Below are 22,582 nucleotides of genomic sequence, written 5' to 3' on the forward strand. Positions count from 1 at the left end.
TCCCTCTTGCGAGGCCTTTTTAACGACGCGGCAGGATTCACTTTATGTTACGGCCTGGCATGTTGCTTGCCCTGTCTCTGACAGGTACTTCCGTCGATGCGCTTCTACGTACTGCTTTCGCTATACGTAGGCATCCTAGCTACGCGGGGGCTTGGTCCCTCCCGCGACCGGACTTTCACCGGCAAGAAGATGCGTGCCTCTGGGCACGCTCAACGGAAAAAGCCCTGCCCGCCGGACCGTCTTCCCCTGAAGGGGAAGGCGGCAGGCTGACAGGGCTTAGAAACGGATGAAGGACGCGGGTGGCTTGGAAGCCGTTCGGTTCCTCTAGCTTGCTCTTGATTTGCGGCATACCCGCCGCTTACTGAGCCTGCGCCGAGCGGCCGAGCCTTCGCAGAACCGGACCGGCCAGCCGGCGCAGCGGTCCGGGCAAGCTCTCCAGGTCGCTTAAGGTGAGCGTCCGGGTCAGCAGCAGCAGCAGAGGATACGCGGCGGCCGCAACGGCGCACTGGATGACACTCTGTACCATGTCATCCCAGCGAAGCGTTCCGAACGGATGAACATACGTGCTGCACAGACGATCCAGTCCGAAACCGAGAGCGGCGATGACGATCGTGGTGAGCGCAAGACCGGTCCAGCGGCTGAAGCGGAGGATGCGGAAGGACACTTCCTTCTTGAGCGTGTACACGTTCAGTGCAGTCATGACGACGAAGCACAGCGCCGTGGCGCCGATGATTCCGTAAATACCGAACAGCGGGGCAAGCGCATAGCTTCCGATCAGCTTCACGGCGATACCGACGACGACGGCCCAGACGAGAATGCGCATCCGTCCCATCCCCATGAGCACGGCCCCTGAGGTCTGCATGACGATCTGGAAGATCGCGCTGACCGTCAGCGCGATAATGATCGGCGCCGCGTGAGCATCGACGACGGCCGATCCGGTCGTGTTGCCGAAGATAAAGCCGTTGATCGGCCTTGCCGCCACGCAGATGACCAGTACGGCCGGAAGGCCGGACAAAATCGCCAGCTGGAGCACGCGGCTCGTTTGGCCGGCGACCTGCGGGAGGTCCTTCTTGGAATAAGCCGCCGAGATGATCGGCACGATGGACTGGCTGAGCGCTACCGCGAGAATGATTGGGATGCCGGCCAGCGACTGCGCCCGGCCGCTCAGAATGCCAAGCAGCTCGGTCGCCTGGTCCCGTCCGACGGTCCCTTGAAGCAGCGGCGTGACGAGCATGGAATCGATGGTATAGATGAGCGTTACGGTAACGGAAAAGATGACGATCGGGATCGATAATCCGAACAATTGGCGATAGATCGTGCGGTAAGTCAGCACTTCCGAACCCGGCTCGGCCAGGGTCCTCTGCGCCTCGGAACGGCGCAGCTTGCGTGCGTAGAACAGCATGACGGCTACCGCCGCGATGCTGCCGGCCACCCCGCCGAAGGACGCGCCGGCCGCCGCCCATTCGAGCCCGCGGCCGAGCAGCAGGTAGGCGAATAGAACGGATGCGGCGACGCGGAAAATTTGCTCGATGATCTGCGACAGCCCGTTCGGCAGCATGTTCTGCCGCCCTTGGAAGTAGCCCCGCATGATCGCGATGAGCGGAAACAGGAGCAGCGCCGGGGCGAGTGCACGGATCGCGCCCGTCGCCTCGGGCAGACCCGCGATCCGTGCGCTGAACGGCGCCAGGGCGTAAAGGAATGCCGTCATGACGATGCCGGCTCCGAGCGAGAACAGCGCCGCGGCACTGTATACCCGCTCGGCTTCGGCGATCCGTCCGAGCGCCGTGCGCTCGGAGATCATTTTGCTGAGCGCGCTGGGTACCCCGGCCGTTGCCACGACGAGCAGCACCGAATACAGATTGAACGACAGACCGTACCAGGCCATCCCTTTTTCCTGAAGCAAATAAACAAGCGGCACCCGCTGCACGACGCCGAGCGCCCGCGCCACCAATGCCGCTATGGTTAATATTAAAGTACCTTTAACTAATGAGTCCTTGGACACCCATGTTCCCTTCTTCCCCTAAAGCTTGCTGTTGATGCGACCCCATCGTCTGTCCGCAGTCTCATGCTAAAAATGGCGGACGGCGACAGTCAAGCGGTCAGGCGGACCGGGGCCGATCTGAAGCTCCCGCCCCGGTCTCCCTGCGAGTCGCAGCGTAATCTCTGCCCTTCGCGGACCTTGGTTACAGCACCCAGATCAAGAACACGGCGATCATGAGCAGCTGCAGCGCCACTTTCACGAGCATCCCCGAGAAAAAGCCGACCAGCGCCCCGATACCGGCCCTGAGCGCCTGGCGCAGCTCCGTCCCGGTGGCGAGCTCGCCGGCGACGGCGCCAAGGAACGGGCCGATCAGGAGCCCGGCGACGGGAATGACGAACGGACCGAGCAGCAGTCCGACCGTGCTTCCGACAACCGAGGCGCGCTTGCCGCCGAACCGCTTCACCCCGAGCGCGCTGACCGCATAATCAGCGATCATCAAGACGGCCGCGATCGTCGTCTGGATCAGCCAGAACCAGAACCCGAGCGGCCCAAAGCCGATCATCCAGCCGTAGACGAAGAATGCCCCGTAGATGGCCAGGGCGCCCGGAAGCACCGGGTAAACCGCCCCCGCCATTCCAACGACGAACAGCACGATGACGAGAATCCAAGCGGTGATCGCCATATCGCTTCACGATCCTTTCGAGGCACCCTCTTGCCAAAGAATGTACTCCCGGACGAAGTCCGTCTTATCCCAGGAGATACTCCCGAATAATGCGCGCTACGCCATGCTCTTCATTGCTGACGGTCACGACGTCGGCCAGCTGTTTGACCTCGTCCTGGGCGTTCCCCATGGCGACACCGAGACCGGCCGCGCGAATCATCGATACGTCGTTCAGGCTGTCACCCATCGCGATCACCTGCGCCATCGTTAAGCCCAGCAGACCGCATACCTGCTCGAGGCCGCTGGCCTTGCTGATCCCTTTCGGATTCAGCTCCAGGTTAGCGGGATGCGAATTCGTGATTTCCAGCGATTCCCAGCTTTCGAGCTCCTTGCGGATGGCGCTCAGGCTTTCCTCATTCTCGGTATAGAATCCGAATTTGAGCCATTCCTTGCCGTCGATTTCCGGTTCCGAAATCCACCGTTCCTTGTTGTATACATCCCCGACGCTGTAGGCCCAGAACCAGGTGTCATAATAGACGGCAAGGCCGTGCATACGGCGTAGGAGACCGGTATCCAGCCGGTGGCGCAAAAGCAGCTCCCCCGGGGCCTTCCATACTTCGCTGCCATTGACCGTGACGATGGGAGATTTTAGCTGCAGCTCCTCCACGTAAGTGAGCACGTTCTGAATACCCCGTCCCGTGGAGAACATGACGGTCGCCCCGGCATCCTCCGCCTCCCGGATCGCGGCCTTGTTCTCCTGGGAGATGAGCTTATCTTCCGTAAGCAGCGTGCCGTCCATATCGAGGGCAAGCAATTTATATTGTTTATGAGACATCGGATCGGTTAACCCCCTCATCTTTACTTCGATGCGCATTGCATCCGCCGGATTCGCGGCATGCGGACCGCGCCGTTTACAGTGCCGCCGCCAAGGTGCGGTCCGGCAGCTCTTCCATATACGTCGTGTGCCACAGGGCAAACATGTAAATTGTCCAGATGCGGCGGGCATAATCGCCTTGTCCGCTTTGATGACGGCTCATCATCGCTTCCACCGCCTCCATGCGGAAGTAATCCTCGATCCCGCTGCCAGCGATTTGCTCCAGCACCGTCTTGCCCTGCGGGCCCTTCAGCCAGTCCTTCATCGGCACCGGGAAGCCCAGCTTCGGCCGGTTCAAGATAAAATCGGGGATGACCCCTTCCATCGCTTTGCGGAACACATACTTCGTCGTTCCCTCGGCGATCCGGTACTTGGCCGGAATGCGGCGGGACACCTCGTACAGCTCCACGTCCAGGAACGGCACGCGCAGCTCCAGCGAGTGAGCCATCGTCATTTTGTCCGCCTTCATCAGGATGTCGCCGGGCAGCCACAGATTCATATCGATGTACTGCATGCGCGATACGGGATCCAGATGCAGCGATTTATCATAAAAGGTCTTCGCCACCTGGAACGGGTTGCGGTAGCTGCGCAGCATCTCGCGGTCCGCCCGCACCACTTCCGCCTTCATGTCCTCGGTAAAAATCTTCGCGTTCCCGAGGAACCGCTGCTCGAGCGGCGTCGTTCCCCGCAGCAAATAGCTGCGGCCGTACATCCCCTCCGGCAGGAGGCGGGCCAGCGCGTGAAGCATCCGCTTCACGCCGTGCGGCAGCCGCTCCACCGGTGCGAGGGAGCCCGGCTCGCAGTAGATGCGGTAGCCGCCGAACAGCTCGTCGGCGCCTTCGCCGGAGAGCACGACCGTCACGTGCTCCCGGGCCAGCTGCGCCACATGGTACAGCGCGATCGCCGAAGGATCGGCGACAGGCTCGTCCTGATGCCAGACGGCCTTCGGCAGCGTAGCGAAGTAATCCTCGCGCGTAATGATTTTATCGTAATGCTCCGTATCGAGCGCCTGCGCGGTCTGCCTTGCGATCACCGTCTCGTTGTTCGCGCCCTCGAAGCCGACTGAGAACGTCCGGATCGGCTCGATGGACCGCATATGCGCCGCAATCGCCGTGGAATCGATGCCGCTCGACAGGAAGCAGCCCCGCTCTACGTCGCTCTGCATATGATGCACGACCGAATCGCGCAGCGTCTCGCGGATCTGCTCCACGCATTCCTCGAACGGACGCTCCTCCGGCGCCAGCATCGGATCCCAGTACCGGCGGATCGACATGTCTCCGTCATAGGATACGGTCACATAATGGCCCGGCGGCAGCTTATGGATGCCCCGGAACATCGTGGACGGCTCCGGCACGTATTGAAAGGTCAAGTAATTCAGCAGACTCTCCGAATTGATGGTCCGCTCGACCCCGCCAGCCGCCAGAATGCTCTTGATCTCCGAACCGAACAGGAACCGCCGCCCGTCGTTGTAATAATAGAACGGCTTGATCCCGAAATGATCCCTCGCTCCGAACAGCCGCTTCTTTCTCCGGTCCCAGATGACGAAGCCGAACATCCCGCGGAGCTGCTTCACGCAGTCCTCCCCGAACTCCTCGTACAGGTGCACGATGACCTCGGTATCACTGTGCGTTTTGAACCGGTGGCCTTTGGCCTGAAGCATGTCCCGCAAATATTTATAGTTATAGATCTCACCGTTAAATACAATCCATACCGAATCGTCTTCATTGGCCATCGGCTGATGCCCTTCCTGAATGTCGATGATCGACAGCCTGCGGAAGCCGAGTCCGATCCGGTTCTCGCTCCAGTAGCCGAAATCGTTCGGGCCCCGGTGTATGATCACGTCCGTCATGTTTTTAAGCATAGACTCGGAGGGTTCTCTGTCTTCAAAATACATCGCTCCGGTAATACCGCACATAGAATTGCTGCCTCCTCCAAAATATCCGCTTTCAAGGGTAGACTCTCGGTCGATACACTAGTATACCATACAAACTAGGCATTCTGAAAATGAATCTGTCCGCGCGCCCCGCGCCTGCCGTCTTCCCTTAGGCATGTCGCTTTTTCCGACTAGACGGCGCGGAAGCCGCTGAATTATGATTTGAGCATAGAAGAGTCCACAGTAAAGGAGCGATTCCATATGATCAAAGGGATTACCAGAGCGGGTATCGGCCAAGCCGGTTCCTTGGAGGATTTCGTCCGCCTCGCTTCCCGTTACGGCTTCGGAGCGGTCGACGCCGGCGGAGGGGAGCTGGAGGCATGGATTTCCGCCGCGGGAGCCGAGCGGGTGAACGAGCGGCTTCGGGAGCAGGGGGTGCAGATCGGCTCGATCGGCCTATCCGCCGAATGGAGGCACAACGAAGAGAAATTCCGTGAAGGTCTACACCGGCTGGTGAAGGATGCGGAGGCCGCTTCCCAGCTTGGGGTTACCCGCTGCTGCACCTACGTCCTGCCTTCGACAGATTATCCGGCAGCGCGATTTATGGCTGTCGCCACCCGCCGCCTTCGGACATGCGCGGAAATTCTCGAAGCTTACGGCATCCGGTTCGGCCTCGAGTTCGTCGGCCCGCATCATCTGCGCACGCGCTGGGCGAATCCGTTCATATGGGATATTCCGACCACACTGGACTGGATCGGCGCCATCGGCAAAAGCAACGTAGGCCTGCTGTTCGACGCCTACCACTGGTACACGTCGGAAGCCGGCTACGAGGATATCCTGAAGCTAGACGCTAGGCAGATCGTCCATGTGCACATCAACGACGCCCGCGACGTACCGGTGGCGGAAGCGCTCGACAACGACAGGCTCTATCCGGGGGAAGGTGTGATTCCTTTGACCGACTTCCTGAGAGGGCTGCAGGCCATTGGCTACACGGGCGTGGTATCTCAAGAAATATTGACGCCGCAGCCCCTGACGGCCCCGGCCGAGGAGCTGTTCGCCAAGTCGCAGCAAGCGTTCGCCAAGGTGTTCTCCGCCGCAGGACTGGAGTAGCGCTATTCTTTCCCAGGAAATAAACAGAGGTCGATTCGCTGAACATAGCGAATCGGCCTCTGTTAGTTTTAAAGAGCACTTGGAGCGATCCATACCTGACCCACCCAGCTCTCGATCATCACCCATCCGTTCCATTCCCCGTAGGCTTGAAGCTGCTGCTTCGACAACGTTCCGATGGGCTGCGTATCCCATAGTCACACCGTCCCTCTTGACGTTTCGCTTTGGTTTCTTCCATGCGGTCAAGTTCTTAAAAGCCCCTCAGCATCGCGCTAACCGCAGTGCCTACTCCCGCAACAAGCCCCCAGAAAAGCAGTGTCTTCCAGAATCTTTTCCAGGAAGAACTCGTCATTCTAATTCCTCTCATAGCCCCAAAGGCTTTAGGAGTCAGGACTTAATTTATGCGCCCGAATCTACCACAACCTGCAACCTGCTGATGTTAGAACAGGCCTTGCTTAGTGAACCCAGGTTCAGTAAAACTTCGAAATCCGCGCTAGCCCCGTTTATAGTGAACCCAAGTTCAGTTGTAATGAACCCGGGTTCACTAGAACGCGTGTGTCCCCTCGGCCAACAGCGGTAGTGAACCACAGGGTACAACTAGTGAACCTGGGGGCGCTAGTTGCGCCCTCTGGTTCACTAACGCTTCGAAATCCGCGCTAGCCCGCATACGAGGCCTGGTTGGATACTTTGAGATTTACCGATGAATGCCTCAGGCTGACATTTCAGGAGTACCGTCAGTCCATTATTGAAGCACAAGAACGGATGAAACGACTGGAAAAGGAAATCAGTAACCAAGCCCAAACTGGACATCAAGCCCCTCTCGTGCAGGTACTGCAGGGATTACGCGGAATCGGAGAACTGACAGCGGTCACGATGGCTTCTGAAATAGGAAACATCGGAAGCAGGTTCCTTCATCCCAAGTTTTTAATGAGTTACTCGGGATTGGTTCCTAGCGAAAACTCTTCCGGTGACCGGCGCTGGCAAGGCGGGATCACGAAAGCGGGAAATAGTCACATCCGTAGAGTGCTCACCGAAGCCGCATGGAGTTACAGATATTCGCCGGCCGTCCGACTCACCATGCGTAGGCGCCTAAATGGATTGTCTCCCGCCATTCAGGCCATCTCCTGGAAGGCCCAAAATCGGCTCCATAAGAAATATAAAACGATGCTCCATCGCAATAAGCATAAAGGAGCGATCGCGGCAGCCATTGCGAGGGAATTGGCCGGGTTTGTATGGGCCATTGCGACGGAGTTCGAGAAGGAAAAAGCAAGAAGCTCCTTTTCCTCTTAAGATATGTCCCCGAAAAATACAACTCAAAAAGAGAAGGAGTTGATTCAACATCTGCTTCATTTTTTGGCGCGGAGGCAAAGTTATTAAGGCAGAGAGAACAACCTGCGTGGTTCACTTGTAATAAGGTAATGCCCCCAATAGCGGGCTTATACGTACCTTCGACTGTAGTTAGCAGAAAGCTCTCTGGACGTATCCAAATAACTTGTGGTAACCAGCCCACGAATATCAGTATGCCAACCGGCGTAAATCCTTTGCCTTCGTGCCAAGGAATGAAGTGGAAACATGACCCTCTTCCGTCCCCCTAAAAGGGGGAAACGCAGGGGATTACATCCCCTGCACCCCGTCACTCGCCGTGTGGCGAGCCCAGCATTTCATGCTGGACATGAACAAAAGTGTGAACGACTAAAGTGGCAGCCTGTAAAGGAAGGCACTTGACAGGCTTTAGTTTGGTGCGCAAAAAATAGCTGACTACGTGCTAAGAGTTGCAGGTTTCGTTCATATCAGTGAACCCAGGTTCAGTTGTAATGAACCCGGGTTCACTATAAACGCATGAATTCCCTCGACCAACGGGCGGAAGTGAACCCAAGGATGCAACTGTGAACAAAAGATTCAACTAGTGAACCAAGCATACAGCTACTGAACCTGCCATCGTAGCAGTGTCGATCAATGCCCAAAGCTCCTGCCAGCTTGCATCCCACCTCCCAACCGCTGATTTCATGCGGAGCTGTTTCCTTCCTAAAATGCTTGCAACAAAAAAGAATCTCCGCATACGGGAGATTCTCATTGTTCTTTCACCTATTAGCAGCATGCTTTTCTTACGGGGTCGTTCCCGTCTTCGGGCCTTTCGGACCTTTATCGTCGAGACCGTAATATTGATCGTAAGCGTCGAAGATTTTGCGTGCGATCGGCGCCGCTCCCCAAGAGCCGAATCCGCCCTCGGGCACGACGACGGCCACGGCCAGCTTCGGCTTCTCCACCGGCGCAAAGGCGACGAATACGGCGTTATCGACGTCCTTGCCGGCAATGCTCTGCGTCGAGGTACCCGTCTTCCTGGCGAAGCTGTACGGGAAGCCGTCGAAGAAGTTATTCACGCTGACGAGCTGCATTCCTTTATACACGCTGTCCCAATAAGCGTTCGGGAAATTGCTTTCGTCCAGCACGATCGGCTGGTCGAATTTTTGAATCATCTTGCCTTCGTAGGTTTCTACCCGGTCGACGAGCAGCGGCTGCAGCCGCTTGCCCTTCGTCGCCAGCGTCGTGGCATACTGGGCCAGCTGAAGCGTCGTATATTTCTCGTTCTGTCCCCACGAAGCGTAGACCATCCGGGACTGAATCGATTCCTTGGTATTGGTTTTGAACTCGTTGAGGCCCGGATACTCTCTCGGAAGCCCGCTTCCCGTCAATACGCCCAATCCGAACTTGGCAAGGTACGAAGCCCAAATATCCGGCGCTTTCTGGCCGTCCCGCATCGCCAGCGGGTTGCCGATCATGGCGGACATGAAGGTATTGGAGGAGTGCCAGACGGCCGACCAGGCGGTCAGCATCCCGTAAGCGGCCGAATCGGAGTTCGAGATTTTCGAATTGTCTTTACCGAAGGTGAACGACCCCGTATCGTTATAAGGCGAAGTCGGCGTAATCAAGCCTTCCTTCATCCCGACAAGCACCGAGAGCGGCTTGATCGTGGAGCCCATGTACACGATGGAGGACGGATGCTTGCCGCGCTCCTTCTCCGGATAATCCGGATAAGCCGTCGTGATGGTTCCGTTGTTGACGAACGGCTGAATGCGGTCGTATTCGCTTTTCGGAATGCCCCCGGACCAGACGGACGGATCGTAGTCCGGCATGCTCGCCATAGCCACAACCTTCCCCGTATCGACTTCCATCGCTACGGCGTAACCGGCAACGGCGTTGCGTCCGCGGTTCGCGTAAGGATTGCTTAGCGCCTCCGGCGACTTCAGCCATTTGAGCTGATCGAGGATGGCCTGCTCGGTCGCGCGCTGTACATCCTTGTCAATGGTGAGGAACAGATTGTCCCCCTTCTCCGGCTTCGTCACTTCGACCCGGCCCACGATTTTTTGCGTCGCATTGACCGGATACGACTTCGCGCCGTTTTGGCCCCGCAGCTGCTCCTGGTACATCAGCTCGATGCCGTCGAAGCCGACGTCCTCCGTTTCCAGATAGCCCGTCGTCTTATCTTTATTCTTGTATAATTCCAGGTTGGACGTTCTTGCCGCGGAGTACGGCCTCATGTAGCCTACGAGCTGTACGGCGATCGGCTTCGGATCGTAAGTCCGGATGCTCTCCTCGATGATTTCGAGCCATTTCAACTCGTCGCGATGCTCCATAATATAGGCCATTTCGTTCTGGGACAGGCCGGCCTTGATTCTCCGGGGCACCGCATAATAGCTCGGTTCCGTCGTCTTCGCCTTGTTGATGTCGTAACCGACGTCCATTTCCTTGATGATATCCTCCGGCGACAGCTGCTTCTGCTTGGGATCGCCGTATTTGGCGAAAATATCCGCCAGCTTCTTGGCGAGCGCGACGACATCGTCCTTATTCTGGGGCGACTCGATCCGGAAATAGAGCGATTGCGTCGACGTTGTGTAAGCGATCGGGTAGTGCTGCCGGTCGAAAATATTGCCGCGGATCGGGGGGATCGGCGTCGAGCGCGTGCCCAGGTCCGCCTTCTGCGCCTTAAGCTCCTTCCCATCCACGAACTGCAGCACCGCGAGTCTTACGATCAGTACGGAAAACAGAAAAAAAGTGCAAAAGAAAAAAATGTTGACGCGCAGCGTGAACTGCCGACGTTTGTTGGCTTCATACTTCTGAGGATCATCCATCGACAGCTGTTTTTTCATAGCTCGGGCTTCTCCCTTCTTCCCATAATTCCCGAAGGGAATGAATCCCTTCCCCGCTGTGGTAATCATAACGCTTGATCTTCACCGCATCGATGCCGGCCTGGTTCGGCGCCCAAATGTCGTTGCGGTCGTGGTCGCCCACATAAAGCACCTCACCGGGAGCCAGTCCCGATTCCCGCAGGGCGAGCCGGAAAATCTCCGGATCGGGCTTCTCGAGCCCCACTTCCGTCGACACGATGACCGGGTCGAAATGATGCAGAATCCCTTTGTGCTCCAGGATGGACTTCAGCGTCGGGGCGAAGTTGGAAATGATGCCGAGACGAAAGCCCTTCGCCTTCAGCGCCCGAATGCTTTCCTCCACATCCTCGAACAGCCCGTAATGCTCCGGAGACGTAAATAGGTTGTACAGCTCAAGGCAGCTGGCGCGGATCTGTTCGTCCGTCCAATTCTCTTCATGCACGCCCAGCTTCTGCAGAAGGTAATGATACAGCTTCATCCAGAACGCCCGGTCCGATTCCGGCGTGCATACCTCGAAAGGTCCCGGCTGCTTGCCATAATAAAATAGACGAAACGCCTCGGTAAAAAGTTCACCGATCCGCTCCTCGCCCCGGTGAACATCCCGCGCCGCCAGATAACCGCGCATCACATGACTTGCGGCGGGAATCGTCATTAACGTATCGCCAACATCGAAAAAGATCGCTTTATATTCGTGTAACGCTTTTGGACGCATATGGTTTCACTTACACCTCTCCTGATTCCTACTCTCCCGTAACAGTTTACCACAACTACCCCGCCAATAGAAAAGCCGGAATTCCCATCCAGCGGACGGCTTCCGGCATGCCTTAAGCTTCCTTGATATGCGTATCCTGAAAATGCGGCGGATTGAACCAATTGCCACCGCTTGCGACCCATGTCGAATCCAGCGGCACCCATTTCTTCTGCTCCGAGAGGTAAACCTCGTTCCAGGCATGCGGGCCATAGCCGCCGAGACCGTCATAGCCGAGCCCCGTCACCACCTTCACCTCAAGCCCGACGGATCGGGCCATCACGGCATACAGCCGGGAATAATCGATACAGACGCCCTTCTTCGTGTTAAACGTATCCTGCGGCGTCTGTTCCTTCCATATGTGCTGAGTCTCATACAGATTGACTTTATCCCAGTCGTACGATATCCGGGTCCCGACCCATCGATACAGCAGCTTCGCCTTTTCCTCGTCCGTGGAGCCCTTGGCCGTTACCTGCTTCGCCGCCAGCGCGATATCCTGGGGAACGTTGGCATCGACAACCTCATATTTGCGCTGCAGAATGTTGCTGAACTCCTGCTCCACCGCACGGGTGAACACCGGCAGCCGGCTGGCAATGAAATCGCCCGTGACAGGCTTGATCACCTGGGTAGCTCCCTTCTGGTACAAGGAGGAAGCTCCGATATAGGCTGCCGCCGGCGTCTGCGGGAACAGCGTCGTGAAAATGAACAGCACCGCCACGACCATCAAGACGCGCCCAAGCCCGGTCACGGCGCCTAGAACGCCTCCGATCAGACTGCTGAGCAGCGACGGCTTGCCTCTGCGCGCAGCATCCTGCGCTCCCCAATGGTGGGACAGCCAGCCATCCGCCAGCGGATCGATGATGCGGTATACGACCTGCTTGATCAAGCCGTAGCCTAGCACGAACAGGACGCTGTACCTCAGCAGCGAGAAATCCCTCAGCCCGGTGGCCGCCGTATAATACAATTGCTTCCAGAAGCTTAGCTCTGCAGACGGTATGATGATGTCCAGGCCGGTAAGCCAAGCCTGAACCTTAGGCGACAGCCACGAGGTCAGCTCCCAGGCAAGGAACAGGCTCAGCAGCGTGACAGCGCCCTCGGTCACCATCAAGGCGAGATGCTTCGCGGAGGAGGAAGCCCCTCTCAGCAAGCCTTGGATAACGGAAAAGGCCAGGATGACGACAATCGCGACCGTGACCCCATTCAGCTCCGATACATTCCATCCATTAATCATAGGTACTCCTCCTCCCGCGCCTATTTTCCGGCAGCTCTTATTTTTTTCTTTCGCTCTCTCGTCTACATCTTGGCGTTATTCTTCGCCTGTTCGATGAGCGCATTCAGCATCTCTTCCGCTTTCACCGTAAACGTCTGGTTCATGAACGTCAGTTGAACGTCGCCCGCCCCCGGCTTTCCCGTCAGCTTGACGCTCTTGGTCGATACCGTGAAGGAGCCGTCCGCATTTTGCTTGTACTGTGCGTCCTTCGCTTCGTTCGAAATCAGCTTGAGCGCCTGCGCTTTTGCATCCTCCGCCACCTTGCCGCCGACCGTCGTGCCGATCTGGAGGAGCTGGTCCTTGTAGCTGGCGCCGTAAAATATTACCCCGGCCAGCACGGCCAGTACAATGACCCACTTGATTACCGTTTTGACAATCCGGATGACAAGAAATAATACGACGAAGGCGATCAGCAGAATGTACCACCGATCGGCGAGGAACGCGCTAATAAACTCCAAGACCATCTCTCCCTTTAAGCATACGTTATGTATACTTCATATACCTCACATCATACAACAACCGGGTGCTATTCTTCATCCCTTTTTTTTCGCAGTTCTGCCAGCTTCTGCCCAATTTCCTCCGCACGGTTCATCCTTCTCGTCTTTCGATAGGTTGATCTCAGCCGCAAGAAAACCGTCAGCAGGATGACGATCAGTATAAGCCAAATGAATGAATCCATTCCCGCTCCCCATTCCCTTCCAGAAACTTGTACTATCTCTCCCGCCCGGGCCGTAAATATATAGAGTACCTCTATATAAAGGACAACCACTATTCGGATTTGAGGTGAAATCATTCGTGAAAACCGCGGTGTGGCTTTATCTGTTCATGTTCGTCGCGTTCTTCGATCTGCACGCGCAATATCCGATTCTGTCCCCGTTCGCCATTTCCCTCGGTGCGGCGCCTTCTTTCATAGGACTGATTCTCGGCGTCTATTCGCTTACGCATTTACCCGGAAACCTGATCGCCGGCTTCGGCGTCGATAAATACGGGAGTAAAGGCTTTATCGTATTCAGCCTGATTGTAGCAGGAATCGTGCTGCTCGTACAATCCCAGGTGACCGATCCGTGGCAGCTTCTGGCCGTCCGGTCGGTGAGCGGGTTCGTGCTGGCGTTCCTGTCGCCGGCCTGTTTGTCGCTGCTGGCCAAAATTGCGCAAAATCCCGTTCAGCAGGGCAAGCTGATGGCGGGCAACGGGATGGTGCACACGATGGCCTCAGTGCTGAGTCCGGCAGCCGGCGCGTATCTCGTCGCCCAATTCGGGTTCGCCCAATCGTTTATTTATCTCGGATGGGGGCTTATTCTTTCAGGTCTTTTGGCCTGGATCGGCATTAAGGAGCGGCAGTACCGGCAAACTGCAAGCACGACGCATACGGATTCCCGGCTCCGGGACGAAGACGCTGCCGGCTCCGGCGGAATCCCCTGGCTGTTCTACGGCATTCCGCTTGCCATCTCCTGCTCCCAGGGGATCCTGTTCTTCGAGCTGCCTCTGATGAAGGAAACGCACGGCTCCATCCTCACCTCCGGCGTTTTCTTCTCTCTGGTCAGTCTGGGCGCGCTCGTTACCTTAAGCATGCTGTTCCTCAGCCGAATTTCGCCGCTGATACGAACCTCGACCGGGAGCCTGGCCCTGGCGCTCATTTTCTTCGGGCTGTCCATTCATTGGCCTCTCCCGATGTATGTTTCGTTGTTCCTGATCGGTATGGCCAAGGGCGTCATCTTCCCGGCTATCGCCTCCTTGCTCGCCGCCGTCACCAGCGCCGACCGGTACGGGCGCGCCTTTTCCATCCTGTCCATCTCCTACTCCGTCGGAGCGTTTGTAGGACCCATTGTCGCCGGACAAATCCGATCGCATACGTCTCCTTATTTTATTGCATTTCTCATTCTTATGCTCGCGCTGACACTGATCCCTTTCCGTTCCTTTGTCACGCCGCCCGAACGCGCTTAGCCATCAGGCTGTAGAGAAGCCCATGAAATAGAGAGATCTGCTTTTGGTACCCCGGTGGGGTATCCCCTTCCGACCGCTGTTGTTACCCGTAAAATTTTCAATTGATTCGCTATGCAGCGGTCATTTTCCGACCAGGATAAACGGCTACGCCGTCCTTGTCTTACAAGGACCAGCGCGTTTATCAAGGTTGATGCGAAGCTATAAGTTGCGAAAACTTATAAAGTCTTATCAACTAACAAAGGCGACGCTATCTTACAGGGTATACCCCACCTCACCTTTAGCATTTTTTCAGCATATCCGGGTTTCTCGTCAATCTGGAGCCGTCCCTTCGAGGGCGGCTTTTCCATTTAGTATGAATTTGTCGAGAAAAGTCGACTTGTCCGAATTTTTTTAGGGCAGAGGTTCCAAGAATGTAGTACTTTTGTATAAAGATTGGGAATCCCCGCAACTTTGCTTATGGGAACGGCGTTATAACGGTCAGCCGCGATGTTTCGATCCGGACACGCCCGGGTTAAGACGTTAAGGACCAAGCCCTGAACGTTTTGTGATTTTTAACCTAGGACGGACACAAAAGGCGTGTCCGCTTCGAAATCATCTAAATGGACTGTTATGGAAGAAGGAGGTGAATCTGCAATTGTCTAGGAATCCCAATCATCGCACTAATTATTTATTTGTCAAACAGAATAGGAGTGAAGCTTGCATGAAGCCAGCTGTTATGCGCAAAACCGCGCAAGTCACGGCAGTAATGCTGATCATCTCGATCCTGCTGCCCGTACTCGCTTTCGCGGCCACTTCAGGCTTTGTTACAGATCCGAAGCCTGTATACAAGAACGGAAGAGTAACCGGCAGCGTATACTCGGATGTATACGCCGATGTCTATTCGCAAGTTTATTTCTATAGCCCTGACGGCTCTCAAGTGTCGACAACCCAAGCAGTATACTCCTCCGTCTATAACGGGGTATATACTTACACTTTCGACAGAGATGCCATCGGCAGCGGTTATCCGTATCTTCGGATGAAATTTGAACCGCTTATGAACGGCGCCGTTTATGCTTCCGTTTACGAAACCGTATACCGTACCCCTACCGATTCCGGTAACGGCGGCAGCGGCGGCGGAGGCGGCGGTGGCGGCGGCTGGAGCGCTTCTGAAAGCATCAGCGTGAACTCCGACGGTTCCGTTAACGCGGATCAGCTGGATAAATCGCTCAATCAGTATGACGAAGTCACGCTGACGCTGAGCGGCGACGCTGCCTTGCTCCCTGCCAAAGCTCTGAAAAACTATACAGGCAACACCAAGAAGCTTCTGAAGATCAAAAATTCCAACGGCCAATATAACTTGCCGCTGTCCGTTCTGAAGCTCGACGACTTGGCCGGCAAGGTATCCACTACCGTGGACGACCTGATCGTGAAAGTTTCGATCGCCAAAGCTTCCCAATCGATTTCCGACAGCGTTTATGCGGCGGCACAAGCTCTGGGCGGCAGCGTAGCAAGCAACATCATCGATTTCAACATTGTCGGTCTTGGAAAAGATAACAAAACCGCAGCGCTGGATCTGGGCAACAACTACCTGAGCCGCATTTTGCCGACGAACAAATCGGTGGATGCTTCCAAAGCTACGGCTATTCTTTACAACGAAACGACGAAGAAGCTGAGCTTCGTTCCTGCAATCTTCTCTTCGAGCGATGCGACGATCAAGCGCAACGGCAGCAGCGTGTACGCCGTTATCGAGATGAACAAATCGTTCACGGACATCAGCGGACATTGGGCTGAGGGCTACATCAAGCTGCTCGCCAACAAGCTGGTCGTTGACGGCGCAACCGATACGCTGTTCCAACCGGAACGCGGCATTACGCGCGCTGAATTTGCAGCACTTGTAGTTCGTTCCCTGGGTCTCGATACTTCCTCCACAAGCACAAGCTTCAAGGACGTATCCTCCAGCGATTGGTTTGCAGGCGTCGTTGGCGCAGCGGTTAACGCGAAGATCATCGACGGCTACGAAGACAACACCTTCAAGCCGAACAACCAAATCAACCGTGAGGAACTGGCCGCTATGGTCGTTCGCGCCCTGAACTACGCAGGCGCGGCGCCGGCAGCGAACGGTACGTCCTCTCTGGCGAAGTTCAAGGATGCAAACAGCATCGTTTGGGCGAAGAATGAAATCGCCGTAGCTGTAGATGCAGGCATTATCGACGGCATGACGAACGATACGATCGGCCCGCGTCAAACAGCGACTCGCGCGCAATCCGCTACGATGCTGAAGCGTCTGCTCGTGAAAGCGAATTTCATCAACGAATAATTGCGTATCACTCTCCCCGGTTTGATCCCTTGCGGATCAACCGCCTACGGAACGGCCTGGCGTCAGCCAGGCCGTTTTGTTATGTCTATAAGCACCGTATGTCTTGGATCGGCCGCCGAAACGGGATATACTACATATCGAAGATGATCATCATAAGGTATGCGGGGTGAATCGATGTCCATCGCCATCATCGTGGAAGGCAAGAACGATAGAAGCCGGCTGCGCCGGTTGCTAAGCGAGGAAGTGCTGATCTTATGCACCTTCGGTTCATTGAATACGGAGCGGCTGGAAAGCCTGAGGAAACAGGTAAAGGACCGGGAAGTGTTCTTGTTCACGGACAATGACGCTTCCGGCAAAAAGATACGGGGCATTCTGCGCGATACGTTCCCGGATGCCGAGCAAATCTATACCCGCCGCGGCTACGCCGGCGTAGAGGGATCCCCGGACGAGTACCTCATTCAGCAATTGGAAAAAGCCGGGCTGGAGGAATTCATCGTATATCCCCCTCCTGACCCGGCCCTGCTTGATCCGAAAGCGCATCGATTTTAACGCTCGGTTAAGTGATGAATTTCATTAAATAGATGACGAGCGTCACGGTAAAAATACTGAAGATCGTCGAGGAAAATACCACCTGCGATGAAAACTCCGGCTCGTTGTCATACTCCACCGCAATCAGGACGCTCGAGAGCGACGTCGGAACGGAGCAGGACAGCACCAGCGCTTGAGCCATAATGCCGTGGATGCCCATGAGCAGGACGATGCCGAAGCCGACGGCGGGCCCGATCAGGAGCCGCAGGACGTTCGAGAGCATGACATCGGACAGGTTGAGCCGCCATTTCATGCTTCCCAGCTGTACCCCCAGCGTGATGAGTGCCGTAGCAATGAAGGCATTCGATACATAGTTGATAGGCGCATAGACCGGTCCCGGCACCGGAATATGCAGTCCCCGCATCAGGAAGGCGATCGGGATGATATAAATGACGGGCAAGGTAAGGATCGTCTTCAGCATCGTCTTCAGTTCGGCCTTCTTCGAGGCGTTGACGCTATAAATGCCGTACGTGTTCGGAAGCAGGCTCTGCATCATCATAATGATGATCTGGATCGACAGCGTGAAGGCGTCTCCGACAAACACCAGCTGGTTGAGCGGAATCGCATAGTTGGCGCTGTTATAAAAGATAACGCTGTTGCGCATCGCCGTCACCATCCCGCCCCGATAGCCGCGGACGCGAACGACGATTTCGACGAGAAGATACATCGCGGCGAAGTAAATAAAGAAAAAGAGCAGCGTCTGCAGCAGGATAGCCAGCGAAATGGATGACTCGTACAGCATCTTGAATACGATGGCCGGGGAGAACAGGTAAAAATTCAGCTTCGACAGCGTCTTGATGTCCAGCTTGAAGGCGCGGTAAAGTGTCGCCCCGAGCGCAATCATGATCGTAAGCGGGATGACGTTATTCAGCAAGATATATGAGAAGTAATTCATGATGCCCTTTCCGGCCTCCGGTCTTATGGATTAATTCTTGCTCACCTGAATCATATCGTCAGCAATTTTCTCCACATTCAGATTTGGATCGCTGCCGTCATAATAATTGCGCAGATTGCCCTTTCCGTCTACAAGCAAAATCCAGTTCATATGAGTGAAGGTGCCCTGCGGGTCTTTCGTTATAAGCACGCCGAACTTCTTGGCCAGCTCGATGGTCGGTCCTTCTTCCCCGCGCAGGAAGTACCATCCTTTATAATCCGGATGATAGCGTCCCGAGAACTCCTTCAGCTGCGCCGGCGTGTCCTTGGTCGGGTCGAACGAAATCGAGAGAATTTGCGTCTTGGTGCCGAATTCGCCTTTCTTGACGAGCACATCTTGAATCTTGGACAATGTGTAAGTGGTCGGCGGGCATACATCCGGACAGGTCGAGTAGAAGAAATAAACCAGCTTCCCTTTCCCGGCCGTATCGGCCAGAGTGACTTCTTTTCCGTCCAGATTCATCAGCTTGAAATCCGGAGCTTTCTGAATCACGTCGTACGTTTGCTTCGGCCCCTTCAGCAGCATGTAAGCCAGAATTGCGATTAATGCGACCAGCAGCACCATGACCGTCAGCTTAAATCCGTTTTTTTGCGCCATGTCCATCCATCCTTTTCTATTCAAAAAAATAACCCAGGCTCGAAGGCTCCGGGTCTATTACCTGCAATAAGGTCTATCCGATATGAGGCGTGTTAATCACCATAATAATGAATAGCAATGTTAAATAATTGATGGAATAGATGAACGTCTTCTTCGCCCACAGCTCCTCGTCCTCCGCCTTGAAGCCTTTGATGCAAAGGTATGCCCAGTACAAGCCCATTACCGCCGAAGCGTAAAAATAAATCTGGCCTGCGTAGCCGTATACCGAAAGCAGCATCGATACGGGCACGAGCAGCACCACGTAACGAATCATGCTGATTTTGGTTTGGTAGGTCCCCTTCACGACAGGGAGCATCGGATATCCCGCATTGCGGTAATCCTCCATCCGGCGAATGGCGAGCGCCCAGAAATGCGGGGGCTGCCACAGGAACATGATCAGGAACAGGAGCAGCGCGCCGGTATCCGGGTTCGGGTGGACGGCGCAGTAGCCGATCACCGGAGGCATCGCCCCGGAGAAGCTGCCCACGAAGGTATTCCACACCGAGGTTCTTTTAAACCAGGCGGTATAAACCCATACATATAAGAAAAGACCGATTAATCCGAGCATGGCGGCGATGCTGTTCGCTCCGAACCAGAGCAGCGCCACACCGGCTATGCTTAAGGTAATCCCGTACCACAGCACCGTTTGGGCGGATATTTTGCCGCTCGCGGTCGGACGGTTTTGGGTGCGGGCCATCTTGATGTCGAGGTCCCGGTCCAAATAATTGTTAAGTACGCAGCCGCCGCCCATCACAAGCGCCGTGCCGATCAATGTGTATATCATCAGCGCCCAGTCGATGTTCCATTTGGATGCGACCCAAAAGCCGCCGAACGCCGTGATCAGGTTCGAGAATATAATGCCTGGCTTGGCCAGCTGGACAAAATCTTTCCAGCTCACCGGCTCCGCTTGCGCCGTTTCCGCGGCTGCCGCTACCGATTCTGCGCCCAATTCCAAGCTAGCTTGATCTTTCAATATTGCTACCCCCTCTATTGAAAAATACGAAGCCCAAATTGCATGCTCCGCAAATCCTCTTACATCATAGCAACCCGCAGGCCTTTTTACAATAAACGGAGGCAGGTGTTCGAAATATTGTCGATATGTTAAGGCAGCCGTATGACTATACATCCAATATGGCAAATAATCCGGCAGCATATGCACGGAAGAGTGGAGATTCGAGCTGCCTAACGACGCGAAAAAGCCCGAATCCCGTAATGGACGGCGATTCAGGTCTTTCCATTTATTTAGGAACGGCCAGCGGAGCCAGTTCGAAGAGCTCCCGGCGAAGAAGCGCCCAAGCTTCCTCCAGCACCCTCTGGATTTGATAAACCCGCTCGCCCATAACCGAGACCGTGACGGCATGCTTATAGCCGAGGCTCGCGCCGGCCCACAGCCCGGAAGACGAGGGAGCCCAAGCCTCCAGCCGCTCGCGCAGCAGCTCTCCATGCTCCGCCGTCAGGCGGCCCGTGAACAAATAGAGCGATCCGAGATGCGTATAACGGTCCCAGCCGCCGAGCCCTTGAAATCGCCGCCGGCCCGGCACGACGCGCTGCCTTGCGCTGAAGATCAGCTCGCCGTCATACGTGACTTCCATCCGGTTCCGATACGTGTCGTACTGGAAGAGCTCGCCCCGGTGCGTGCGGCCCGGACATACGATTTCGCTCAGAAACAGAGAAGAGCCCGCCGCCATCCCGATATCGGTTTCACTGGAAAAATGCGCATCCTTATACAGCATCAGCGGCTCCGGCATCACTTCCGCGTAAGCGCCGTTCTCCAGAATCAGCCGCTGCCGCTGACCGCCGGGCCTAAGTTCCTCCCCTTCCACCCGGCGGGAGGGGTGAACTTTCGTATAGGACTGATTTGTAAGGAATACCTTCGTTCCTTCACCGAATCGGAAATCCAGCTCATACCGGTCTCCGGCGATGATGCCCGGGGAAGCGTCCATCAGGTAGACGCCCAGCTGCCCGCCGAAGTCGAAGGTTTTGGCGATCTTGAGCGGGTACGTCTGGTAATGCGGCTCCAGCCGGGTTACTCCGCGTCCGGCGTCTCTGGTGAATCCGGCGGACACGGAACCGGTCACCTTAGGCATGGCTGAATTCGTGCTTGACCCAGCTCACGATATCGTCCAGTCCTTGGCCGCCCATCAGATTGGTGAAGATGAACGGCTTGTCACCGCGCATTTTTTTCGTATCGTCCTCCATCACCTGCAGGCTGGCGCCGACATGGGGAGCGAGATCGATTTTGTTAATGATCAGCATATCGGAGCGGATGATGCCCGGACCGCCTTTGCGCGGAATCTTCTCCCCTTGCGCCACGTCGATAATATAGATGAAGCGATCCACCAGCTCGGGGCTGAACGCCGCTGCCAAATTATCCCCGCCGCTCTCGATGAAAATGATGTCCAGATGGGAGAACCGCCGCTCCAGCTCCTCGATCGCTTCAAAATTCATCGAAGCGTCCTCGCGGATCGCCGTGTGCGGGCAGCCGCCGGTCTCCACGCCGATAATGCGTTCCGCAGGCAGCGCCTCGGAACGGATCAAAATGTTGGCGTCCTCCTTGGTATAAATATCGTTGGTGATGACCACAATGCTCAGCTTATCGTTCAGCTGCCGGGCCAGCCGCTCCACCAGCGCGGTTTTGCCCGAGCCTACCGGCCCGCCGATGCCGATCCTGAGCGGCCTGCCCAGATGCCGGTGCTCCGGCTTCTCCCAATGGTGATGATGATGTGCTCCTCCTTGACACATGTGAATTCCTCCTCAGAGTTATTTAAATCAGTTTCGTACGACTGCTCATGACATAAACAATCGCGAATACAGCCCTTCATGCCGCATCATGGCGATCTCGGCGGAAGGCGTGCAGGCGTAGCCGTCCTCCAGCGGATCGAGTGCGGCGCATTCCCGCCAAGCCGCCTGAATGGCCGGCAGCAGCCCGGCCAGCAGACGCTGGCCCTCCGTCTGGCCGAGCGACATGAGCCGCAGCCCGCTGTTGATGCATGTGACGGTGCACGCATACAAGAATCCTTCCGCCGCCATATCTAGCGGCACCTCCAGCTCGCGGCTCAGCCAGCCGTGAATCAAGGGATGCGTTCCGATGCACCGCTGTTCGGCGAGCGCCGTACCGAGCGGCTCCCAAGCCAACACAGGGTATGCGGCTCGGCCGAGCTGGAGCAGGCGGCGCCCCATTTTGGCCACGCCGTCGCGTGTTTCCGCAGCCTGCCGCTGCACGTGCTGCAGCCGGTCCACCCGCCACAGCTCCTCCCAGCGGGCGTCCGGGGCATACGCGTATACGGCCTTGACGGCCAGCGCGTCGACCGGCGCCCAGCTGCCGAACAGCATCGTCTCGATATACTTTCTCAGCTCCTCCTGCGTCTCGACTCTTCCGCTCTGAACGAGCGTCTCAAGCCCGAAGGAGTGGGAGAAGCCGCCGATCGGCAGCGCCGAATCAAGGAATTGCGAATAGGCCAGCCAATTCTTTCCCAGGGTGATGCCCATGCTCCGGTCGCCTCC

Annotated in this window: 20 protein-coding genes; 5 read left to right on the forward strand and 15 right to left on the reverse strand. The window is 56.2% G+C overall.

Annotation, left to right across the window (positions count from 1 at the left end; genetic code table 11):
- Positions 1–358 precede the first annotated feature (358 nt).
- The 4 genes from O9H85_RS35175 to asnB all read right to left on the reverse strand — a co-directional run bounded on the left by O9H85_RS35175 (position 359) and on the right by asnB (position 5,431).
- The gene (locus tag O9H85_RS35175) at positions 359–2,002 is read right to left on the reverse strand and encodes a putative polysaccharide biosynthesis protein (RefSeq protein WP_269886019.1); all 1,644 of its coding nucleotides are present in this window, start codon (positions 2,000–2,002) and stop codon (positions 359–361) included.
- A gap of 181 nt (positions 2,003–2,183) precedes the next feature.
- Complete coding sequence (locus O9H85_RS35180) at positions 2,184–2,663, reverse strand: DUF456 domain-containing protein (RefSeq protein WP_269886020.1); 480 nt, start codon at positions 2,661–2,663, stop codon at positions 2,184–2,186.
- 64 nt (positions 2,664–2,727) lie between these two features.
- On the reverse strand, positions 2,728–3,477 hold the full coding sequence (locus tag O9H85_RS35185; protein ID WP_269886021.1) for a Cof-type HAD-IIB family hydrolase: 750 nt from the start codon (positions 3,475–3,477) through the stop codon (positions 2,728–2,730).
- Positions 3,478–3,553: 76 nt separating this feature from the next.
- Positions 3,554–5,431 carry an asparagine synthase (glutamine-hydrolyzing) gene (gene asnB / locus O9H85_RS35190; RefSeq protein ID WP_269886022.1) on the reverse strand — a complete coding sequence of 626 codons (1,878 nt, stop codon included), beginning with the start codon at positions 5,429–5,431 and terminating at the stop codon, positions 3,554–3,556.
- A gap of 219 nt (positions 5,432–5,650) precedes the next feature.
- On the opposite strand from asnB, the gene O9H85_RS35195 reads away from it, so the two are divergent.
- Together O9H85_RS35195 and O9H85_RS35200 are read left to right on the forward strand one after the other, a co-directional pair.
- The gene (locus tag O9H85_RS35195) at positions 5,651–6,499 is read left to right on the forward strand and encodes a sugar phosphate isomerase/epimerase family protein (protein ID WP_269886023.1); all 849 of its coding nucleotides are present in this window, start codon (positions 5,651–5,653) and stop codon (positions 6,497–6,499) included.
- A 675-nt stretch (positions 6,500–7,174) separates the two neighbouring features.
- Positions 7,175–7,786 (forward strand): transposase, encoded by a 612-nt coding sequence (locus tag O9H85_RS35200; RefSeq protein ID WP_269886024.1) that lies wholly within the window; start codon positions 7,175–7,177, stop codon positions 7,784–7,786.
- A gap of 815 nt (positions 7,787–8,601) precedes the next feature.
- On the opposite strand, the gene O9H85_RS35205 is transcribed toward O9H85_RS35200, so the two are convergent.
- The 5 genes from O9H85_RS35205 to O9H85_RS35225 form a co-directional block, all read right to left on the reverse strand.
- Positions 8,602–10,644, reverse strand: a complete 2,043-nt coding sequence (locus O9H85_RS35205; RefSeq protein ID WP_269886025.1) for a peptidoglycan D,D-transpeptidase FtsI family protein — start codon at positions 10,642–10,644, stop codon at positions 8,602–8,604.
- Positions 10,619–11,374, reverse strand: coding sequence for an HAD-IA family hydrolase (locus tag O9H85_RS35210; protein ID WP_269886026.1), 756 nt, complete (start codon positions 11,372–11,374; stop codon positions 10,619–10,621). Before O9H85_RS35210 ends, O9H85_RS35205 begins: the two co-directional genes overlap by 26 nt.
- A 112-nt stretch (positions 11,375–11,486) precedes the next feature.
- Positions 11,487–12,638, reverse strand: coding sequence for a transglutaminase domain-containing protein (locus tag O9H85_RS35215; RefSeq protein WP_409348258.1), 1,152 nt, complete (start codon positions 12,636–12,638; stop codon positions 11,487–11,489).
- A 65-nt stretch (positions 12,639–12,703) separates the two neighbouring features.
- Entirely contained in the window at positions 12,704–13,138 is a 435-nt protein-coding gene (locus O9H85_RS35220; RefSeq protein ID WP_409348256.1) for a hypothetical protein, read from the reverse strand.
- Between the two features lie 68 nt (positions 13,139–13,206).
- On the reverse strand, positions 13,207–13,359 hold the full coding sequence (locus O9H85_RS35225) for a hypothetical protein (protein WP_269886029.1): 153 nt from the start codon (positions 13,357–13,359) through the stop codon (positions 13,207–13,209).
- A 116-nt stretch (positions 13,360–13,475) separates the two neighbouring features.
- Here O9H85_RS35225 and O9H85_RS35230 point away from each other — a divergent pair, with 116 nt between their 5' ends.
- The 3 genes from O9H85_RS35230 to O9H85_RS35240 all read left to right on the forward strand — a co-directional run bounded on the left by O9H85_RS35230 (position 13,476) and on the right by O9H85_RS35240 (position 17,469).
- Positions 13,476–14,624, forward strand: a complete 1,149-nt coding sequence (locus O9H85_RS35230; protein WP_269886030.1) for an MFS transporter — start codon at positions 13,476–13,478, stop codon at positions 14,622–14,624.
- 700 nt (positions 14,625–15,324) lie between these two features.
- Entirely contained in the window at positions 15,325–16,920 is a 1,596-nt protein-coding gene (locus O9H85_RS35235; RefSeq protein WP_269886031.1) for an S-layer homology domain-containing protein, read from the forward strand.
- 174 nt (positions 16,921–17,094) lie between these two features.
- Positions 17,095–17,469 (forward strand): toprim domain-containing protein, encoded by a 375-nt coding sequence (locus O9H85_RS35240; RefSeq protein ID WP_269886032.1) that lies wholly within the window; start codon positions 17,095–17,097, stop codon positions 17,467–17,469.
- A gap of 7 nt (positions 17,470–17,476) precedes the next feature.
- On the opposite strand, the gene O9H85_RS35245 is transcribed toward O9H85_RS35240, so the two are convergent.
- The 6 genes from O9H85_RS35245 to O9H85_RS35270 form a co-directional block, all read right to left on the reverse strand.
- On the reverse strand, positions 17,477–18,403 hold the full coding sequence (locus tag O9H85_RS35245) for an AEC family transporter (protein ID WP_269886033.1): 927 nt from the start codon (positions 18,401–18,403) through the stop codon (positions 17,477–17,479).
- Positions 18,404–18,433: 30 nt separating this feature from the next.
- A complete protein-coding gene (locus O9H85_RS35250; protein WP_269886034.1) occupies positions 18,434–19,039 on the reverse strand; it encodes an SCO family protein in 606 nt (201 codons plus the stop codon).
- A 73-nt stretch (positions 19,040–19,112) separates the two neighbouring features.
- Positions 19,113–20,051 (reverse strand): heme o synthase, encoded by a 939-nt coding sequence (cyoE, locus tag O9H85_RS35255; protein ID WP_269886035.1) that lies wholly within the window; start codon positions 20,049–20,051, stop codon positions 19,113–19,115.
- Positions 20,052–20,316: 265 nt separating this feature from the next.
- Complete coding sequence (locus O9H85_RS35260; protein WP_269886036.1) at positions 20,317–21,144, reverse strand: urease accessory protein UreD; 828 nt, start codon at positions 21,142–21,144, stop codon at positions 20,317–20,319.
- Positions 21,145–21,157: 13 nt separating this feature from the next.
- Complete coding sequence (ureG, locus tag O9H85_RS35265) at positions 21,158–21,820, reverse strand: urease accessory protein UreG (RefSeq protein WP_269886037.1); 663 nt, start codon at positions 21,818–21,820, stop codon at positions 21,158–21,160.
- 45 nt (positions 21,821–21,865) lie between these two features.
- Positions 21,866–22,567: an urease accessory protein UreF gene (locus O9H85_RS35270; RefSeq protein WP_269886038.1), complete on the reverse strand. Its 702-nt coding sequence runs from the start codon at positions 22,565–22,567 to the stop codon at positions 21,866–21,868.
- Between the last annotated feature and the right edge of the window lie 15 nt (positions 22,568–22,582).

The organism is Paenibacillus gyeongsangnamensis, assembly GCF_027533625.1.
In the GTDB taxonomy this organism is placed as follows: Bacteria; Bacillota; Bacilli; order Paenibacillales; family NBRC-103111; genus Paenibacillus_G; species Paenibacillus_G gyeongsangnamensis.

Excerpts from the sequence above, each read along its gene's own strand:
- O9H85_RS35180 (WP_269886020.1), bottom strand. The coding sequence starts at position 2,663 with ATGGCGATCACCGCTTGGATTCTCGTCATCGTGCTGTTCGTCGTTGGA.
- O9H85_RS35185 (WP_269886021.1), bottom strand. The coding sequence starts at position 3,477 with ATGTCTCATAAACAATATAAATTGCTTGCCCTCGATATGGACGGCACG.
- asnB (WP_269886022.1), bottom strand. The coding sequence starts at position 5,431 with ATGTGCGGTATTACCGGAGCGATGTATTTTGAAGACAGAGAACCCTCC.
- O9H85_RS35195 (WP_269886023.1), top strand. The coding sequence starts at position 5,651 with ATGATCAAAGGGATTACCAGAGCGGGTATCGGCCAAGCCGGTTCCTTG.
- O9H85_RS35205 (WP_269886025.1), bottom strand. The coding sequence starts at position 10,644 with ATGAAAAAACAGCTGTCGATGGATGATCCTCAGAAGTATGAAGCCAAC.
- O9H85_RS35210 (WP_269886026.1), bottom strand. The coding sequence starts at position 11,374 with ATGCGTCCAAAAGCGTTACACGAATATAAAGCGATCTTTTTCGATGTT.
- O9H85_RS35225 (WP_269886029.1), bottom strand. The coding sequence starts at position 13,359 with ATGGATTCATTCATTTGGCTTATACTGATCGTCATCCTGCTGACGGTT.
- O9H85_RS35235 (WP_269886031.1), top strand. The coding sequence starts at position 15,325 with ATGAAGCCAGCTGTTATGCGCAAAACCGCGCAAGTCACGGCAGTAATG.
- O9H85_RS35240 (WP_269886032.1), top strand. The coding sequence starts at position 17,095 with ATGTCCATCGCCATCATCGTGGAAGGCAAGAACGATAGAAGCCGGCTG.
- O9H85_RS35245 (WP_269886033.1), bottom strand. The coding sequence starts at position 18,403 with ATGAATTACTTCTCATATATCTTGCTGAATAACGTCATCCCGCTTACG.
- O9H85_RS35250 (WP_269886034.1), bottom strand. The coding sequence starts at position 19,039 with ATGGCGCAAAAAAACGGATTTAAGCTGACGGTCATGGTGCTGCTGGTC.
- ureG (WP_269886037.1), bottom strand. The coding sequence starts at position 21,820 with ATGTGTCAAGGAGGAGCACATCATCATCACCATTGGGAGAAGCCGGAG.
- O9H85_RS35270 (WP_269886038.1), bottom strand. The coding sequence starts at position 22,567 with ATGGGCATCACCCTGGGAAAGAATTGGCTGGCCTATTCGCAATTCCTT.